Source organism: Comamonas sp. NyZ500 (assembly GCF_016772095.1).
In the GTDB taxonomy this organism is placed as follows: Bacteria; Pseudomonadota; Gammaproteobacteria; order Burkholderiales; family Burkholderiaceae_C; genus Comamonas; species Comamonas thiooxydans.
Genome location: NZ_JAEIJE010000002.1, coordinates 211,308 through 223,510, shown reverse-complemented (window position 1 = coordinate 223,510; position 12,203 = coordinate 211,308). Strand labels below are relative to the sequence as shown.

General features: G+C 60.8%; 13 protein-coding genes. 7 read left to right on the top strand and 6 right to left on the bottom strand.

The window, feature by feature from the left end; all coding sequences use genetic code 11:
- The first annotated feature begins 61 nt into the window (after nucleotides 1–61).
- The 4 genes from JAO85_RS04590 to JAO85_RS04575 all read left to right on the top strand — a co-directional run bounded on the left by JAO85_RS04590 (nucleotide 62) and on the right by JAO85_RS04575 (nucleotide 3,409).
- Complete coding sequence (locus JAO85_RS04590; RefSeq protein ID WP_003064306.1) at nucleotides 62–430, top strand: Mth938-like domain-containing protein; 369 nt, start codon at nucleotides 62–64, stop codon at nucleotides 428–430.
- Nucleotides 431–569: 139 nt separating this feature from the next.
- The gene (locus JAO85_RS04585) at nucleotides 570–1,058 is read left to right on the top strand and encodes a peroxiredoxin (RefSeq protein ID WP_003057908.1); all 489 of its coding nucleotides are present in this window, start codon (nucleotides 570–572) and stop codon (nucleotides 1,056–1,058) included.
- 221 nt (nucleotides 1,059–1,279) lie between these two features.
- The gene (locus JAO85_RS04580; RefSeq protein ID WP_202787591.1) at nucleotides 1,280–3,004 is read left to right on the top strand and encodes a PhoH family protein; all 1,725 of its coding nucleotides are present in this window, start codon (nucleotides 1,280–1,282) and stop codon (nucleotides 3,002–3,004) included.
- Nucleotides 3,005–3,409, top strand: coding sequence for a hypothetical protein (locus tag JAO85_RS04575; RefSeq protein ID WP_003064300.1), 405 nt, complete (start codon nucleotides 3,005–3,007; stop codon nucleotides 3,407–3,409). It begins immediately after the preceding gene.
- Nucleotides 3,410–3,566: 157 nt separating this feature from the next.
- Here the strand turns inward: JAO85_RS04575 and dnaB are convergent, their stop codons facing one another.
- From dnaB to rpsF, 5 genes are all read right to left on the bottom strand, one after another.
- Complete coding sequence (gene dnaB / locus JAO85_RS04570) at nucleotides 3,567–5,000, bottom strand: replicative DNA helicase (RefSeq protein WP_034359740.1); 1,434 nt, start codon at nucleotides 4,998–5,000, stop codon at nucleotides 3,567–3,569.
- 150 nt (nucleotides 5,001–5,150) lie between these two features.
- Nucleotides 5,151–5,603 (bottom strand): 50S ribosomal protein L9, encoded by a 453-nt coding sequence (gene rplI / locus JAO85_RS04565; RefSeq protein WP_003064296.1) that lies wholly within the window; start codon nucleotides 5,601–5,603, stop codon nucleotides 5,151–5,153.
- An 11-nt stretch (nucleotides 5,604–5,614) separates the two neighbouring features.
- Nucleotides 5,615–5,896 (bottom strand): 30S ribosomal protein S18, encoded by a 282-nt coding sequence (gene rpsR, locus JAO85_RS04560; RefSeq protein WP_003057920.1) that lies wholly within the window; start codon nucleotides 5,894–5,896, stop codon nucleotides 5,615–5,617.
- A gap of 18 nt (nucleotides 5,897–5,914) precedes the next feature.
- Entirely contained in the window at nucleotides 5,915–6,205 is a 291-nt protein-coding gene (priB, locus tag JAO85_RS04555) for a primosomal replication protein N (RefSeq protein WP_003064293.1), read from the bottom strand.
- A 20-nt stretch (nucleotides 6,206–6,225) separates the two neighbouring features.
- On the bottom strand, nucleotides 6,226–6,588 hold the full coding sequence (gene rpsF, locus JAO85_RS04550) for a 30S ribosomal protein S6 (protein WP_003064289.1): 363 nt from the start codon (nucleotides 6,586–6,588) through the stop codon (nucleotides 6,226–6,228).
- Between the two features lie 314 nt (nucleotides 6,589–6,902).
- Here rpsF and grpE point away from each other — a divergent pair, with 314 nt between their 5' ends.
- The 3 genes from grpE (at nucleotide 6,903) to dnaJ (ending at nucleotide 10,748) form a co-directional block, all read left to right on the top strand.
- Nucleotides 6,903–7,448 (top strand): nucleotide exchange factor GrpE, encoded by a 546-nt coding sequence (gene grpE / locus JAO85_RS04545; protein ID WP_012837282.1) that lies wholly within the window; start codon nucleotides 6,903–6,905, stop codon nucleotides 7,446–7,448.
- 125 nt (nucleotides 7,449–7,573) lie between these two features.
- On the top strand, nucleotides 7,574–9,517 hold the full coding sequence (dnaK, locus tag JAO85_RS04540) for a molecular chaperone DnaK (RefSeq protein ID WP_003064285.1): 1,944 nt from the start codon (nucleotides 7,574–7,576) through the stop codon (nucleotides 9,515–9,517).
- 100 nt (nucleotides 9,518–9,617) lie between these two features.
- The gene (gene dnaJ, locus JAO85_RS04535; protein ID WP_003064279.1) at nucleotides 9,618–10,748 is read left to right on the top strand and encodes a molecular chaperone DnaJ; all 1,131 of its coding nucleotides are present in this window, start codon (nucleotides 9,618–9,620) and stop codon (nucleotides 10,746–10,748) included.
- A 63-nt stretch (nucleotides 10,749–10,811) separates the two neighbouring features.
- On the opposite strand, the gene JAO85_RS04530 is transcribed toward dnaJ, so the two are convergent.
- Nucleotides 10,812–12,116: a tetratricopeptide repeat protein gene (locus JAO85_RS04530; RefSeq protein WP_237734718.1), complete on the bottom strand. Its 1,305-nt coding sequence runs from the start codon at nucleotides 12,114–12,116 to the stop codon at nucleotides 10,812–10,814.
- Nucleotides 12,117–12,203: the final 87 nt, after the last annotated feature.

Below are 12,203 nucleotides of genomic sequence, written 5' to 3'. Positions count from 1 at the left end.
TCTGTATGGAGACAGCAGCCATCGCCTCCGTCCAGCGCGCCGATTGCGCACACTCTCCATCATGAAATTTCAGGCAGACAAATCCGATGCGCAAACCATCACCGGCTATGGCCCGGGCTGGATCGCGGTTGACAAGCAAAACCACGAAACCAGTCTGCTGGTCGGAGCCCGCGGCCTGCTGACCGAGTGGAACTGCGCCCGTTTCGAAGACCTGACGGCCGAGCATTTCGAGGAGCTCGCCAAGCTGGATGCGGAAGTCGTCCTCTTTGGCAGCGGCAGCAAGAACCGCTTTCCACCCGTGGCTTGGCTCAAGCCGCTGATCGCCAAACGCATTGGCCTGGAGAGCATGGACACCGCCTCGGCCTGCCGTACCTATAACGTTCTGGCCAGCGAAGGCCGCAACGTGGTCGCAGCCCTGCTGCTAGCATAGACTTCTGAGCTTACATTGAGAGAAATACGTATTTCAGGGTAAAATCGCAGGTTGCGGTTGGGGGCGATCGATTGATAAAAACAAAAATACCACCGACGCCCTCGGCATTTCAACGAACACACCCGAGAGATACAAGCGCATGGCGATCGTTGTCAACAAACCACTCCCAGAATTTGAAGCCAACGCCACCGGCGGCGTCAAGGTGTCCAACACCTCGCACAACGGCCAGATTCTGATCCTGTATTTCTACCCCAAGGACAACACGCCGGGTTGTACCACGGAAGCAATGCAATTCCGCGATAAGTACAAGGATTTCGTGAAGGCTGGCGCCACCGTGTTCGGTGTGTCGCGCGACAACATGAACTCGCACAACGACTTCAAGGAAAAGCTGGAACTGCCGTTCGAGCTGATTGCCGACACCGAAGAAAAGATGTGCCACATGTTTGGCGTGGTCAAGAACAAGATCATGTACGGCAAGAAGGTCAAGGGCATCGAGCGCTCCACCTTCCTGATCGGCGCCGACGGCATCCTGATGCAGGAATGGCGCGGCCTGAAGGTTCCCGGCCATGTGGACGAAGTTCTCAAGGCCGTCAAAAGCCTGAAGACTCAAGACAAGAAGGTGGCCTGAGCCCCGCCCGGGACTGAAAACCTTGCAATCATCTACACGCAAAGTATTTCAAAGTCTTTAAACAAGGCAAAACAGGAAATACTGCTTCAGGCCCTCGGAGCCTATGCATAATGGGGCATGCCTCAGTGCTACGCAGTATTCTCTGTTCACCCCACCAAAGCCGCCTCGGTTTCCAGGCGGCTTTGTGCTTTTTGAATCTTGTTGAGAACGGTTCGTCCACTATGCCCCTGCCCCCCGCACCCGGCCACCGCGCCGCAAAGCTTTCCGCAGAAGCCTTTTCGTCCATCCGCAAGACTGCCAAGCAGACTGCAGAACTTGACGAGGATCTGAACCCCCCCAACGGCGCCGCCCTGAATGCGGCTCCAGAGACCGCGCCCGCGGTCACCAAGCCGCGCCGCAGCACCAGCAAGCCCAACGCAACCGCCAAGCCGCGCAAGACCGCCACAACGGCTGGCGCAGCGCCGACGACAGCAGCATCCACTGCTGCAGTACCTGCAAAACCCGCGGACGCAGCTGCCAAGCCTGCCCGCCGCGCCCGCAATACGCGCACCGGCCCGACCACGCTGTTCGTGCTGGACACCAATGTGCTGCTGCACGACCCCAGCAGCCTGTTCCGCTTTGAAGAGCACGACATCTTCCTGCCCATGGTGGTACTGGAAGAACTGGACAACCACAAAAAGGGCATGACCGAAGTGGCGCGCAACGGCCGCCAGGTCAGCCGCACGCTGGACTCCCTGGTTGCCTCCCAGCCCGCCGACGGTCTGGAAAAAGGTCTGCCGCTCAATGCCACAGGCCAGCGCAGCGCCACCGGCACGCTGTACTTCCAGACCAACCCTCTGGATGCCTCCCTGCCCGAAAGCCTGCCCCAGGGCAAGGCCGACAACCAGATTCTGGGTGTGGTCGCAGCCTTGCGCGAGCAGCACAAGGACCGTGAAGTGGTGCTGGTGTCCAAGGACATCAATATGCGCGTCAAGGCGCGCGCCCTGGGCCTGGCCGCCGAGGACTACCAGAACGACAAGGTGCTGGAAGACGGCGATCTGCTGTACTCGGGCGCCCTGGCCCTGCCCCACGACTTCTGGGCCAAGGCCGGCAAGAATGTGGAGAGCTGGCAGGAAGGCGCCATCACCTACTACCGCGTCAGCGGCGCCATCGTCGACCAGTTGATGATCAACCAGTTCGTCTACTACGAAGCACCGGGCGAGCCCAGCCTCTATATGCGCGTGACCGAGATCCGCGACAAGACGGCCGTGCTCAAGACGCTGCGCGACTTCGGCAACCCCAAGAATGCTGTCTGGGGCGTGTCCACACGCAATCGCGAGCAGAACTTCGCCATGAACCTGCTGGTCAACCCCGAAGTCGACTTTGTCACGCTGACGGGCACGGCAGGTACCGGCAAGACCCTGCTGGCCCTGGCCGCCGGCCTGGCCCAGGTGCTGGACGAGCGCCGCTACACCGAGATCATCATGACCCGCGCCACGGTGAGCGTGGGCGAGGACATCGGCTTCCTGCCCGGCACGGAAGAGGAAAAAATGGGCCCCTGGATGGGCGCCCTGGATGACAACCTGGAGTTCCTGGCCAAGGGCGACGGCGGCAATGCCGGCGAGTGGGGGCGCGCCGCCACCAACGAGCTGATCCGCAGCCGCATCAAGATCAAGAGCATGAACTTCATGCGCGGTCGCACCTTTCTGAACAAATACGTCATCATCGACGAGGCCCAGAACCTGACGCCCAAGCAGATGAAGACCCTGATCACCCGTGCCGGCCCCGGCACCAAGATCATCTGCATGGGCAATCTGGCCCAGATCGACACGCCCTACCTGACAGAAGGCAGCTCGGGCCTGACCTATGTGGTGGACCGCTTCAAGGGTTGGCCCCATAGCGGCCACATCACCCTGGCGCGCGGAGAACGCTCGCGCCTGGCGGACTTCGCCAGCGAGGTGCTGTAAGTGGCGAGCTGGATCGCGGCACTCAAGCTCGTGCCCTGGGGCGAGGTCATCAAGGCCACGCCTCAGGTGGTGAAGGCCGCCCAGGGCATGCTCAAGAAGAAAGAAGCCCAGGCCGAGGCGCGCGAGCAGGACGCCAGCGCGCAAAGCGCTGCGCAGCGCATCTCGCCACCGGCCTCCGCCGGCGAGCAGGCGCTGCTGCTGATCCAGCAGCAGGAGGAGCGCATCGCCCAGCTCGAGCAATCGCAGCGCCAGTCGCTGGAGATCATCGAGAAGCTGGCCCAGCAAAATGCCCAGATCGTCGCAACCGTGGGCGCGCTGCGCATAGGCGCACAGCGCCTGGCCTGGGCCTGCGGAGTGCTGGGACTGTGCGTGATCGGTCTTGGCGTCTACCTGTTCAGCCGCTAACCCCGCAGCTGCTCAAAAAACAAAGCCCGCAAGGTCTGTGCCTTGCGGGCTTTTCTTATGTCCTTCAATTTGATAGCTGGTAGCGCTTGATATTCATAGCTTTCATATTCATAGAGTTATGAAATCCATACCCAACAAGCGCTAACAGCTATGATTTTTAGTATTCGTCCGTGCCGTAACCCTGCGCCAGATTCTCGAAACGCGTCTGGTTCTTCTGGAAGAAGAGCTTCACCGTCCCCGTCGGCCCGTTACGCTGCTTGCCGATGATGACCTCGGCAATATTGGGCTCCTTGCTCTCTTTGTTGTAGTAGTCGTCACGGTAGATGAACATGATGATGTCCGCGTCCTGCTCGATGGCGCCCGATTCACGCAGGTCGGACATCATGGGGCGCTTGTCGGTACGCTGCTCCACCGAGCGGTTGAGCTGGGACAGCGCAATCACCGGGCATTGCAGCTCCTTGGCCAGCATCTTCAAGCCCCGCGAGATTTCGCCCAGTTCGGTGGCTCGGTTGTCGGAACTGGCGGCCGATCCCGATCCGCTCATCAGCTGCAGGTAGTCGACCACGATCAGGCCCAGCTTGCCGCACTGGCGCGCCAGACGACGCGCATTGGCACGCAGCTCGGTCGGGGACAAGCCCGGGGTTTCGTCGATATGCAGCGACACGGTGCGCAGGCGCTCGATGGCCTCGGTCAGACGCGGCCACTCGTCGTCGCTGAGCTTGCCGGTACGCAGATTGCCCTGGTTGACGCGGCCGATGGAGCCGACGATACGGACCGCCAGCTGGGCCGCGCCCATTTCCATAGAGAAGATGGCGACCGGCAAGCCCTCATTGAGCGCCACATGCTCGGCAATATTCACGGCAAACGAGGTCTTGCCCATGGAGGGACGCGCCGCCAGTACCACCATGTCGCCGGCCTGCAGGCCCGATGTCATGCGATCCAGATCGACAAAGCCCGTGGGCACGCCGGTCACATCCATGGGGTTGTCGGCCATCTCCTGGACCCGGTCCAGCAGATCCACCACCAGCGAATCCAGCGACTGGAAACCCTGCTTGTTGCGCGCCCCCTCCTCGCCGATCGCCATGATCTTCTGCTCGGCTTCGTCGAGAATGCGCTCCACGGTCTTGCCCTGCGGATTGAAGGCATTGGTCGCGATGTCGTCGCTGGCCGTGACCAGTTTGCGCAAGATGGCGCGCTCGCGCACGATTTCCGCATAGCGGCGGATATTGCTGGCACTGGGCACATACTGCGCCAGCTGGTTCAGGTACATCAGGCCGCCGATTTCCTCGGCTTTGCCCATGCCCTGCAGATGCTCATAAACCGTGATCACGTCGGCCGGCTTGCTGGCGTTGATCAGCTTGCCGATGGCTTCGTAGATCAGCTTGTGCTCGTGTCGGTAGAAGTCGCCGTCGCCAAGCAGATCACCAACGCGCTCCCAGGCATTGTTGTCCAGCAGCAGACCGCCGAGCACCGAAGATTCCGACTCCATGGAGTGCGGCGGCACACGCAGTTGCGCCACCTGCTGATCGGCAGTGGGAACCGGGGCGAATGCATCATCTTGCAGATCAAGCGGGGGCATTACTGACGACATGAGACTCCTAGAGACAAGTCCTCCATCGTAGCGGGAGGCGGTGGCGACGTCACGGCGGGTGACGATAAAAACGCTGGCGAGACAAACAATTACCAGAAAACAAAAAACCGCCCGAAGGCGGCTTTTTGCCAATTCAGAACAGAGCCTGAATTAGGAGTGGTCGCCGTACACGGAGACGGCCACTTCTGCAGCCACGTCGGTGTGCAGAGCCACCACCACAGTGGCGTCGCCAACGGTCTTGATGGGGCCGTTGGGCATGCGCACTTGCGACTTGTTCACTGCGAAACCGGCCTTGACCAGTTCTTCAGCGATGTCGGCGTTGGTGATGGAACCAAACAGACGACCGTCAACGCCAGCCTTCTGAGTGATCTTCACGTTCACGCCGTTGAGCTTTTCGCTCAGTTCTTGAGCGGCAGCCAGCTTCTCGGCGGCAGCCTTTTCCAGCTCAGCGCGCTTGGCTTCGAATTCAGCCTTGGCAGCAGCTGTTGCACGACGTGCAGCGCCGGAGGGGATCAGGAAGTTACGAGCGTAACCGTCCTTGACCTTGACGATATCGCCCAGGTTACCCAGGTTCACAACCTTTTCGAGCAGAATGATTTGCATAGTCGTGCTCCTTAGATCTTGTGCTGGTCAGAGTAGGGCAGCATAGCCAGGAAGCGAGCGCGCTTGATGGCTGTGTTCAGCTGACGCTGGTAGATGGCGCGCGTGCCGGTCAGGCGTGCGGGCACAATCTTGCCGTTTTCGGCGATGAAGTCACGCAGGGTGTCGACATCCTTGTAGTCGATTTCTTCGACGCCGGCGACTGTGAAGCGGCAGAAACGCTTGCGCTTGAACAGCAGCGACTGGGTGTTGCGCTTAGGACGCTTGTCCTTGTTGAATTTCTTGAACGTGGCCATTGCTGGACCTCTTGAAAATTAATTTTGTTGAATATCCTGAATGTGCAAAACCAGCATCTTGCTATTACGCGGCGTGGCCAGAAAACCTTGAAAGGTCCATTGGCTACCGGGTGCTTGGCGGGCCAGCTTTTCAGCCAGGGCGCCAAAGGCAACAGCCTTGACAGATGCATTCACGTTGCGCGCACTGCCCAGCTCTTGTTGCTGCGAACTGTGTTCAATTCGCAAATCCAGGGCCGGCAATCCGGCGGGCGTGTAGCGCAAAGCAGCTTGCTCTACGAGAAGGCCCGTCAATACAACGCGGTTTTCCACTCCTTCAGTGTCTGATGCTATTAAGCGTGCTCAGCCTGGTTGGCCTTGCGGGCTTCTTCGCGCTCAACGCTCTTCATCATGGCGGAAGCAGCTGTTTCAGCCTTCTTCTTCTGCACAGTCAGGTGACGCAGCACGGCATCGTTGAACTTGAAGGCGTGTTCCAGTTCAGCCATCACAGCCTGGTCGGCTTCGATGTTCAGGCACAGGTAGTGAGCCTTAGCGAGCTTGTTGATCATGTAAGCCAGCTGACGACGGCCCCAATCTTCTTCGCGATGCACCTTGCCGCCACCAGCGGCAATCATGCCCTTGTAGCGCTCCAGCATCGCGGGAACTTGTTCGCTTTGATCCGGATGGATCAACAAAATGATTTCGTAATGACGCATAACGACTCCTTTTGGGTAAACGCCGCCCACTGCGTCTGTAGCGGTGCGGCAAGGCAAAACGTGAGATTCTAGCCGAGTAGCAGACTATCTGTACACTCTGGGGCCTATAAACCTGCGATTACCATTGGTCAATCAAGGCGAGATGTCTTGAAATCACAAGTACTCACTCTCCTGGAATGCCCCGCAAATCCCGCAGGCTCACCCCAGCCGCTGCGCCCGCTGCCCTTTGTTGGGCGGCACGGGTCTTGAAATAGACCTGGCGGAGCGCATCTGGCAGACAGATTGTCTTAAGTTTTGAGAAACCTTCACCAACTATGACCGAGAACCACAACCCCAACACCATCAACGACGCCAGCCCCGAGGAACTGGAAGCGGCCCTGGCAGCCAATGCGTCGGACGAACTGGGACGTCTGCAGGCCGAGCTGGAAGAACTCAAGGCCAAGAGTGCCGATCTGGCCGACCAATACCTGCGTGCCAAGGCCGACGCCGAAAACATGCGCCGTCGCGCCGAAGAAGAGGTTGCCAAGGCACGCAAGTTCGGCATCGAGAGCTTTGCAGAAAGCCTGCTGCCCGTGATCGACAGCCTGGACGCGGCCCTGGCCATCCAGAACGCCACGCCCGAACAGCTGCGCGAAGGCTCGGACGCCACGCTGCGCCAGCTGAATTCGGCCCTGGAGCGCAACAAGGTGCTCGCCATCAATCCCGCTGCGGGCGAGAAGTTCGACCCTCACCACCACCAGGCCATCTCCATGGTTCCCGCCGACCAGCCCGCCAACACCGTGGTTGCCGTGCTGCAAAAGGGCTATGTGATCGCCGACCGCATCCTGCGCCCCGCGCTGGTGACCGTGGCCCAGGGCTGAGCTGGCTAGGTACCCCAAAAAAACAACCGTCAGGGCAAAAAATAGTAAGTGACGGCTCTTGAAGCCGGCCACTACGCCCACAAGTGACGAATCAAGCAAACATTCAACAGATTACGGAGAGAATTATGGGAAAAATCATCGGTATTGACCTGGGTACCACCAACAGCTGCGTCGCCATCATGGAGGGTAACAACACCCGCGTGATCGAGAACAGCGAAGGTGCCCGCACCACCCCCTCCATCGTTGCCTATCAAGAAGACGGCGAAATCCTGGTCGGTGCATCCGCCAAGCGCCAGGCCGTCACCAACCCCAAGAACACCATCTACGCTGCCAAGCGCCTGATCGGCCGCAAGTTCGCCGAAGCCGAGGTGCAAAAGGACATCGACCTGATGCCCTTCCAGATCGTCAAGGCCGACAACGGCGACGCCTGGGTGCAAGTGCGCGACCAGAAGCTGGCTCCTCCCCAGATCAGCGCCGAAGTGCTGCGCAAGATGAAGAAGACCGCCGAGGACTTCCTGGGCGAAGCCGTGACCGAGGCCGTCATCACTGTGCCCGCCTACTTCAACGACGCACAGCGCCAGGCCACCAAGGACGCCGGCCGCATCGCGGGTCTGGAAGTCAAGCGCATCATCAACGAACCTACCGCTGCTGCCCTGGCCTTCGGCCTGGACAAGGTGGGCAAGGGCGACCGCAAGGTGGCCGTGTATGACCTGGGCGGCGGCACGTTCGACGTCTCCATCATCGAAATCGCCGACGTGGACGGCGAAAAGCAGTTCGAAGTGCTGTCTACCAATGGCGACACCTTCCTGGGCGGCGAAGATTTCGACCAGCGCATCATCAACTACATCATCGACGAGTTCAAGAAGGAACAAGGCGTCGACCTGTCCAAGGACGTGCTGGCCCTGCAGCGCCTGAAGGAAGCTGCCGAAAAGGCCAAGATCGAGCTGTCGAACTCCGCACAGACCGACATCAACCTGCCCTACATCACCGCCGATGCCACAGGCCCCAAGCACCTGAACATCAAGCTGACCCGCGCCAAGCTGGAGTCGCTGGTGGACGATCTGATCGAGCGCACGATTGCACCTTGCCGCACCGCCATCAAGGATGCAGGCATCTCGGTCTCCGACATCCACGACGTGATCCTGGTCGGCGGCATGAGCCGCATGCCCAAAGTGCAGGAAAAGGTCAAGGAATTCTTCGGCAAGGATCCCCGCAAGGATGTGAACCCCGACGAAGCCGTGGCCGTGGGCGCTGCCGTGCAGGGCCAGGTGCTGGGTGGCGAGCGCTCCGACGTGCTGCTGCTGGACGTGACTCCCCTGTCTCTGGGTATCGAAACCCTGGGCGGCGTCATGACCAAGATGATCAGCAAGAACACGACCATTCCCACCAAGTTCGCGCAGACCTTCTCCACGGCTGAAGACAACCAGCCTGCCGTGACCATCAAGGTGTTCCAGGGCGAGCGCGAGATTGCCAGCGCCAACAAGATGCTGGGCGAGTTCAACCTGGAAGGCATTCCGCCCGCAGGTCGTGGCGTGCCCCAGATCGAAGTGACCTTCGACATCGACGCCAACGGCATCCTGAACGTGTCCGCCAAGGACAAGGCTTCCGGCAAGGAAAACAAGATCACCATCAAGGCGAACTCTGGCCTGTCGGAAGAAGAAATCCAGAACATGGTCAAGGATGCTGAGCTGAACGCAGCCGACGACAAGAAGAAGCTGGAGCTGGTGACTGCAAAGAACCAGGGCGAAGCCGCTGTTCACAGCGTCAACAAGAGCCTGGCCGAGCATGGCGACAAGCTGGATGCCGCCGAAAAGAGCGCCATCGAAACTGCCGTCAAGGAGCTGGAAGAAGCGCTCAAGGGCGAGGACAAGGACGCCATCGACGCCAAGACAACGGCCCTGATGACGGCCAGCCAGAAGCTGGGCGAGAAGATGTACGCCGACGCACAGGCCGCTGGCGGTGCCGAAGCCGCTGCTGCCGCAGCAGGTGCCTCCGCCGGTGCCGGCGCCTCGGCTGCCGCTGACGACAACGTGGTTGACGCCGAAGTCAAGGAAGTCAAGAAGGACTAAGCGCGGGCAGGTCCTGGCCTCAAACCATTGACCGCTTGCCGCCGCGCCGAGCTCCCTGGAGCTGGCGCGGCGTTCCTGTTCCATCCGACCGAAAACTCACATGTCCAAACGTGACTACTATGAAGTTCTGGGCGTTGCCAAAAGCGCCTCGGACGATGACATCAAGAAGGCCTATCGCAAGCTGGCGATGAAGTTCCACCCTGACCGCAATCAGGGCGAGAAGGCCAAGGAAGCCGAGGAAAAGTTCAAGGAGGTCAAAGAGGCCTACGAGATGCTTTCCGACAGCCAGAAGCGCGCGGCCTACGACCAGTACGGCCATGCCGGCGTGGATCCCAATCGCGGCATGGGCGGCGGCGAGGGCTTTGGCGGCTTTGCCGAGGCCTTTGGCGACATCTTTGGCGATATGTTCAACGGTGGCGGCCGCGGCGGTCGCGGCGGCCGTCAGGTCTACCGCGGCAACGACCTCAGCTATTCCATGGAAATTACCCTGGAAGAGGCTGCCAAGGGCAAGGATGCCCAGATCCGCATTCCAAGCTGGGACAGCTGCGACACCTGCAGCGGCAGCGGCGCCAAGCCCGGCACCAGCACCAAGACCTGCACCACCTGCAACGGCATGGGCACGGTACAGATGCGCCAGGGCTTTTTCAGCGTGCAGCAGACCTGCCCGCACTGCCGCGGCACAGGCAAGATCATCCCCGAGCCCTGCACGTCCTGCGGCGGCCAGGGCAAGGTCAAGCGCCAGAAGACGCTGGAAGTGAAGATTCCCGCCGGCATCGACGACGGCATGCGCATCCGCTCGGCCGGCAACGGAGAGCCCGGCACCAATGGCGGCCCGGCAGGCGACCTCTATATCGAGATTCGCGTCAAGGACCACGACATCTTCGAGCGCGACGGTGACGATCTGCACTGCAATGTGCCCGTGAGCTTCATCACCGCCGCTCTGGGCGGCGAGATCGAAGTGCCCACGCTGCAAGGCAAGGCGGCGATCGACATCCCTGAAGGCACGCAAGCCGGCAAGCAGTTCCGCCTGCGCGGCAAGGGCATCAAGGGCATTCGCTCCAGCTACCCCGGTGATCTGTACTGCCACATCGTGGTGGAGACTCCGGTCAAGCTCACCGAGTACCAGCGCAAGCTGCTCAAGGACCTGGACGAATCGCTCAAGAAGGGTGGCTCCAAGCATTCGCCCAGCGGCGAAAGCTGGACGGACCGCCTGAAGAGTTTCTTCAGCTAGGCCCCTGCACCCCACAAAAAGCCCATCGGCAATGCCTGATGGGCTTTTTTCATGGCGCGCCAATCACTCCTTGGCGGGCTTCCAGTTGCGCACCTCGCGCTGCACCTTCAGCCGTTCTGCGGGGCCCAATGCCTGCTCGGCCGTCTGCATGCGGCTTTGCAGCGAGGGATCCTTGGCATGAGCGATAGCCAGCCAGAAATAGGCCTTGCCCATGTCTTTCTGCACGCCCTGACCGCTGACATACATGGCTGCCAGATTCGACTGTGCCAGGGTGTAGCCCTGCTTGGCGGCACGATCGAACCAGCGCGCCGCCTGGCCTGCATCCTGCGGCACGCCCTGGCCGTTGGCATAGAGAAAACCCAGAGACGACTGAGCCGCCGCATTGCCCTGACCGGCGGACTTCTCCAGCCACCGCGCCGCGCGCGTCAGATCCTGCGGCACCAGCGCGCCTACGGCATAGATCATGCCGGTGTTGTACTGGGCGTCGGCATGGCCTTTCTCGGCCGCCTGTTCAAACCACTGCAGGGCGGCCCGGCCATCCTCCTTGACGCCCCGGCCGCTGGAGAGCATCACTCCCAGGCTGTACTGGCCTGCAGCCTCGCCACTTTTGGCCGAACGCTCGAACCATTGCACGGCCTGCGCATCATCGGCCGCCACGCCGCGCCCCTCGGCATACATCAGACCCAGATTGTTCTGCGCAATGCCGTCGCCCTGCTCTGCCGCCTTGCGGTACCAGTTCACGGCCTGCACTTCGTCCAGAGTCACACCCCGCCCGTTGGCGTAGAGCACTCCCAGGTCGGATTGCGCAGGCGCATAGCCTTGGTCGGCCGACTGGCGATACCAGTGCACGGCCTGTGCCAGGTCCTGATTCACACCCTTGCCAAAGCGGTAGCGCGAGCCCAGCAGATACTGGGCCTTGGCGTCGCCCGTCTGTGCTGCTGCACGCATGGCGGCCAGCTCCTTGGCATCTTCGGCCTGATTGTTCCTGGCCTCCGGCGTCCAATGCTCACGACCCAGCGGAGCTGCCGCTGCCGCACCTGCTGCCGCAGCACCAGCGATCGCTGCATTGCGGCCGGTGCGCCCTTTTTTACCGGCCTTGCCGGCGGACTTGGCCGATGAAGATTTGGCAGCACCTGCAGTCGTGCTCTTGGTGGACTTGGACGATTTGGCTGGCGCGGCCGCACTGGATTTGGCCGGGGTCTTGCCTTTGGCCACAGCTGGCAAGGCAGTGCCTCCCAGCGCCAGCGCAGCTGTCAGCAGGCAGAGCTGACCCCAGCAACGGCTGCGGCGCAAGTGGGGCGACCCCGAAGCCATAGCTGGCAACTCGGAAGGCTCACTGTCGGACATCGGATGGTTGGGAACTCTCATGACTCACATTTTTGCAGCGAATAGCGTCGATTCCAGGCTGCTTTACTGACGATTTACTTTGTAAAAAAATACCGGAACTCAGGCAGC

What these genes read in the sequence shown, in the direction of transcription:
- JAO85_RS04590 (WP_003064306.1), top strand. Translation starts at nt 62, where the DNA reads ATGAAATTTCAGGCAGACAAATCCGATGCGCAAACCATCACCGGCTAT.
- JAO85_RS04585 (WP_003057908.1), top strand. Translation starts at nt 570, where the DNA reads ATGGCGATCGTTGTCAACAAACCACTCCCAGAATTTGAAGCCAACGCC.
- JAO85_RS04580 (WP_202787591.1), top strand. Translation starts at nt 1,280, where the DNA reads ATGCCCCTGCCCCCCGCACCCGGCCACCGCGCCGCAAAGCTTTCCGCA.
- dnaB (WP_034359740.1), bottom strand. Translation starts at nt 5,000, where the DNA reads ATGTCGTCAGTAATGCCCCCGCTTGATCTGCAAGATGATGCATTCGCC.
- rplI (WP_003064296.1), bottom strand. Translation starts at nt 5,603, where the DNA reads ATGCAAATCATTCTGCTCGAAAAGGTTGTGAACCTGGGTAACCTGGGC.
- rpsR (WP_003057920.1), bottom strand. Translation starts at nt 5,896, where the DNA reads ATGGCCACGTTCAAGAAATTCAACAAGGACAAGCGTCCTAAGCGCAAC.
- rpsF (WP_003064289.1), bottom strand. Translation starts at nt 6,588, where the DNA reads ATGCGTCATTACGAAATCATTTTGTTGATCCATCCGGATCAAAGCGAA.
- grpE (WP_012837282.1), top strand. Translation starts at nt 6,903, where the DNA reads ATGACCGAGAACCACAACCCCAACACCATCAACGACGCCAGCCCCGAG.
- dnaK (WP_003064285.1), top strand. Translation starts at nt 7,574, where the DNA reads ATGGGAAAAATCATCGGTATTGACCTGGGTACCACCAACAGCTGCGTC.
- dnaJ (WP_003064279.1), top strand. Translation starts at nt 9,618, where the DNA reads ATGTCCAAACGTGACTACTATGAAGTTCTGGGCGTTGCCAAAAGCGCC.
- JAO85_RS04530 (WP_237734718.1), bottom strand. Translation starts at nt 12,116, where the DNA reads ATGAGAGTTCCCAACCATCCGATGTCCGACAGTGAGCCTTCCGAGTTG.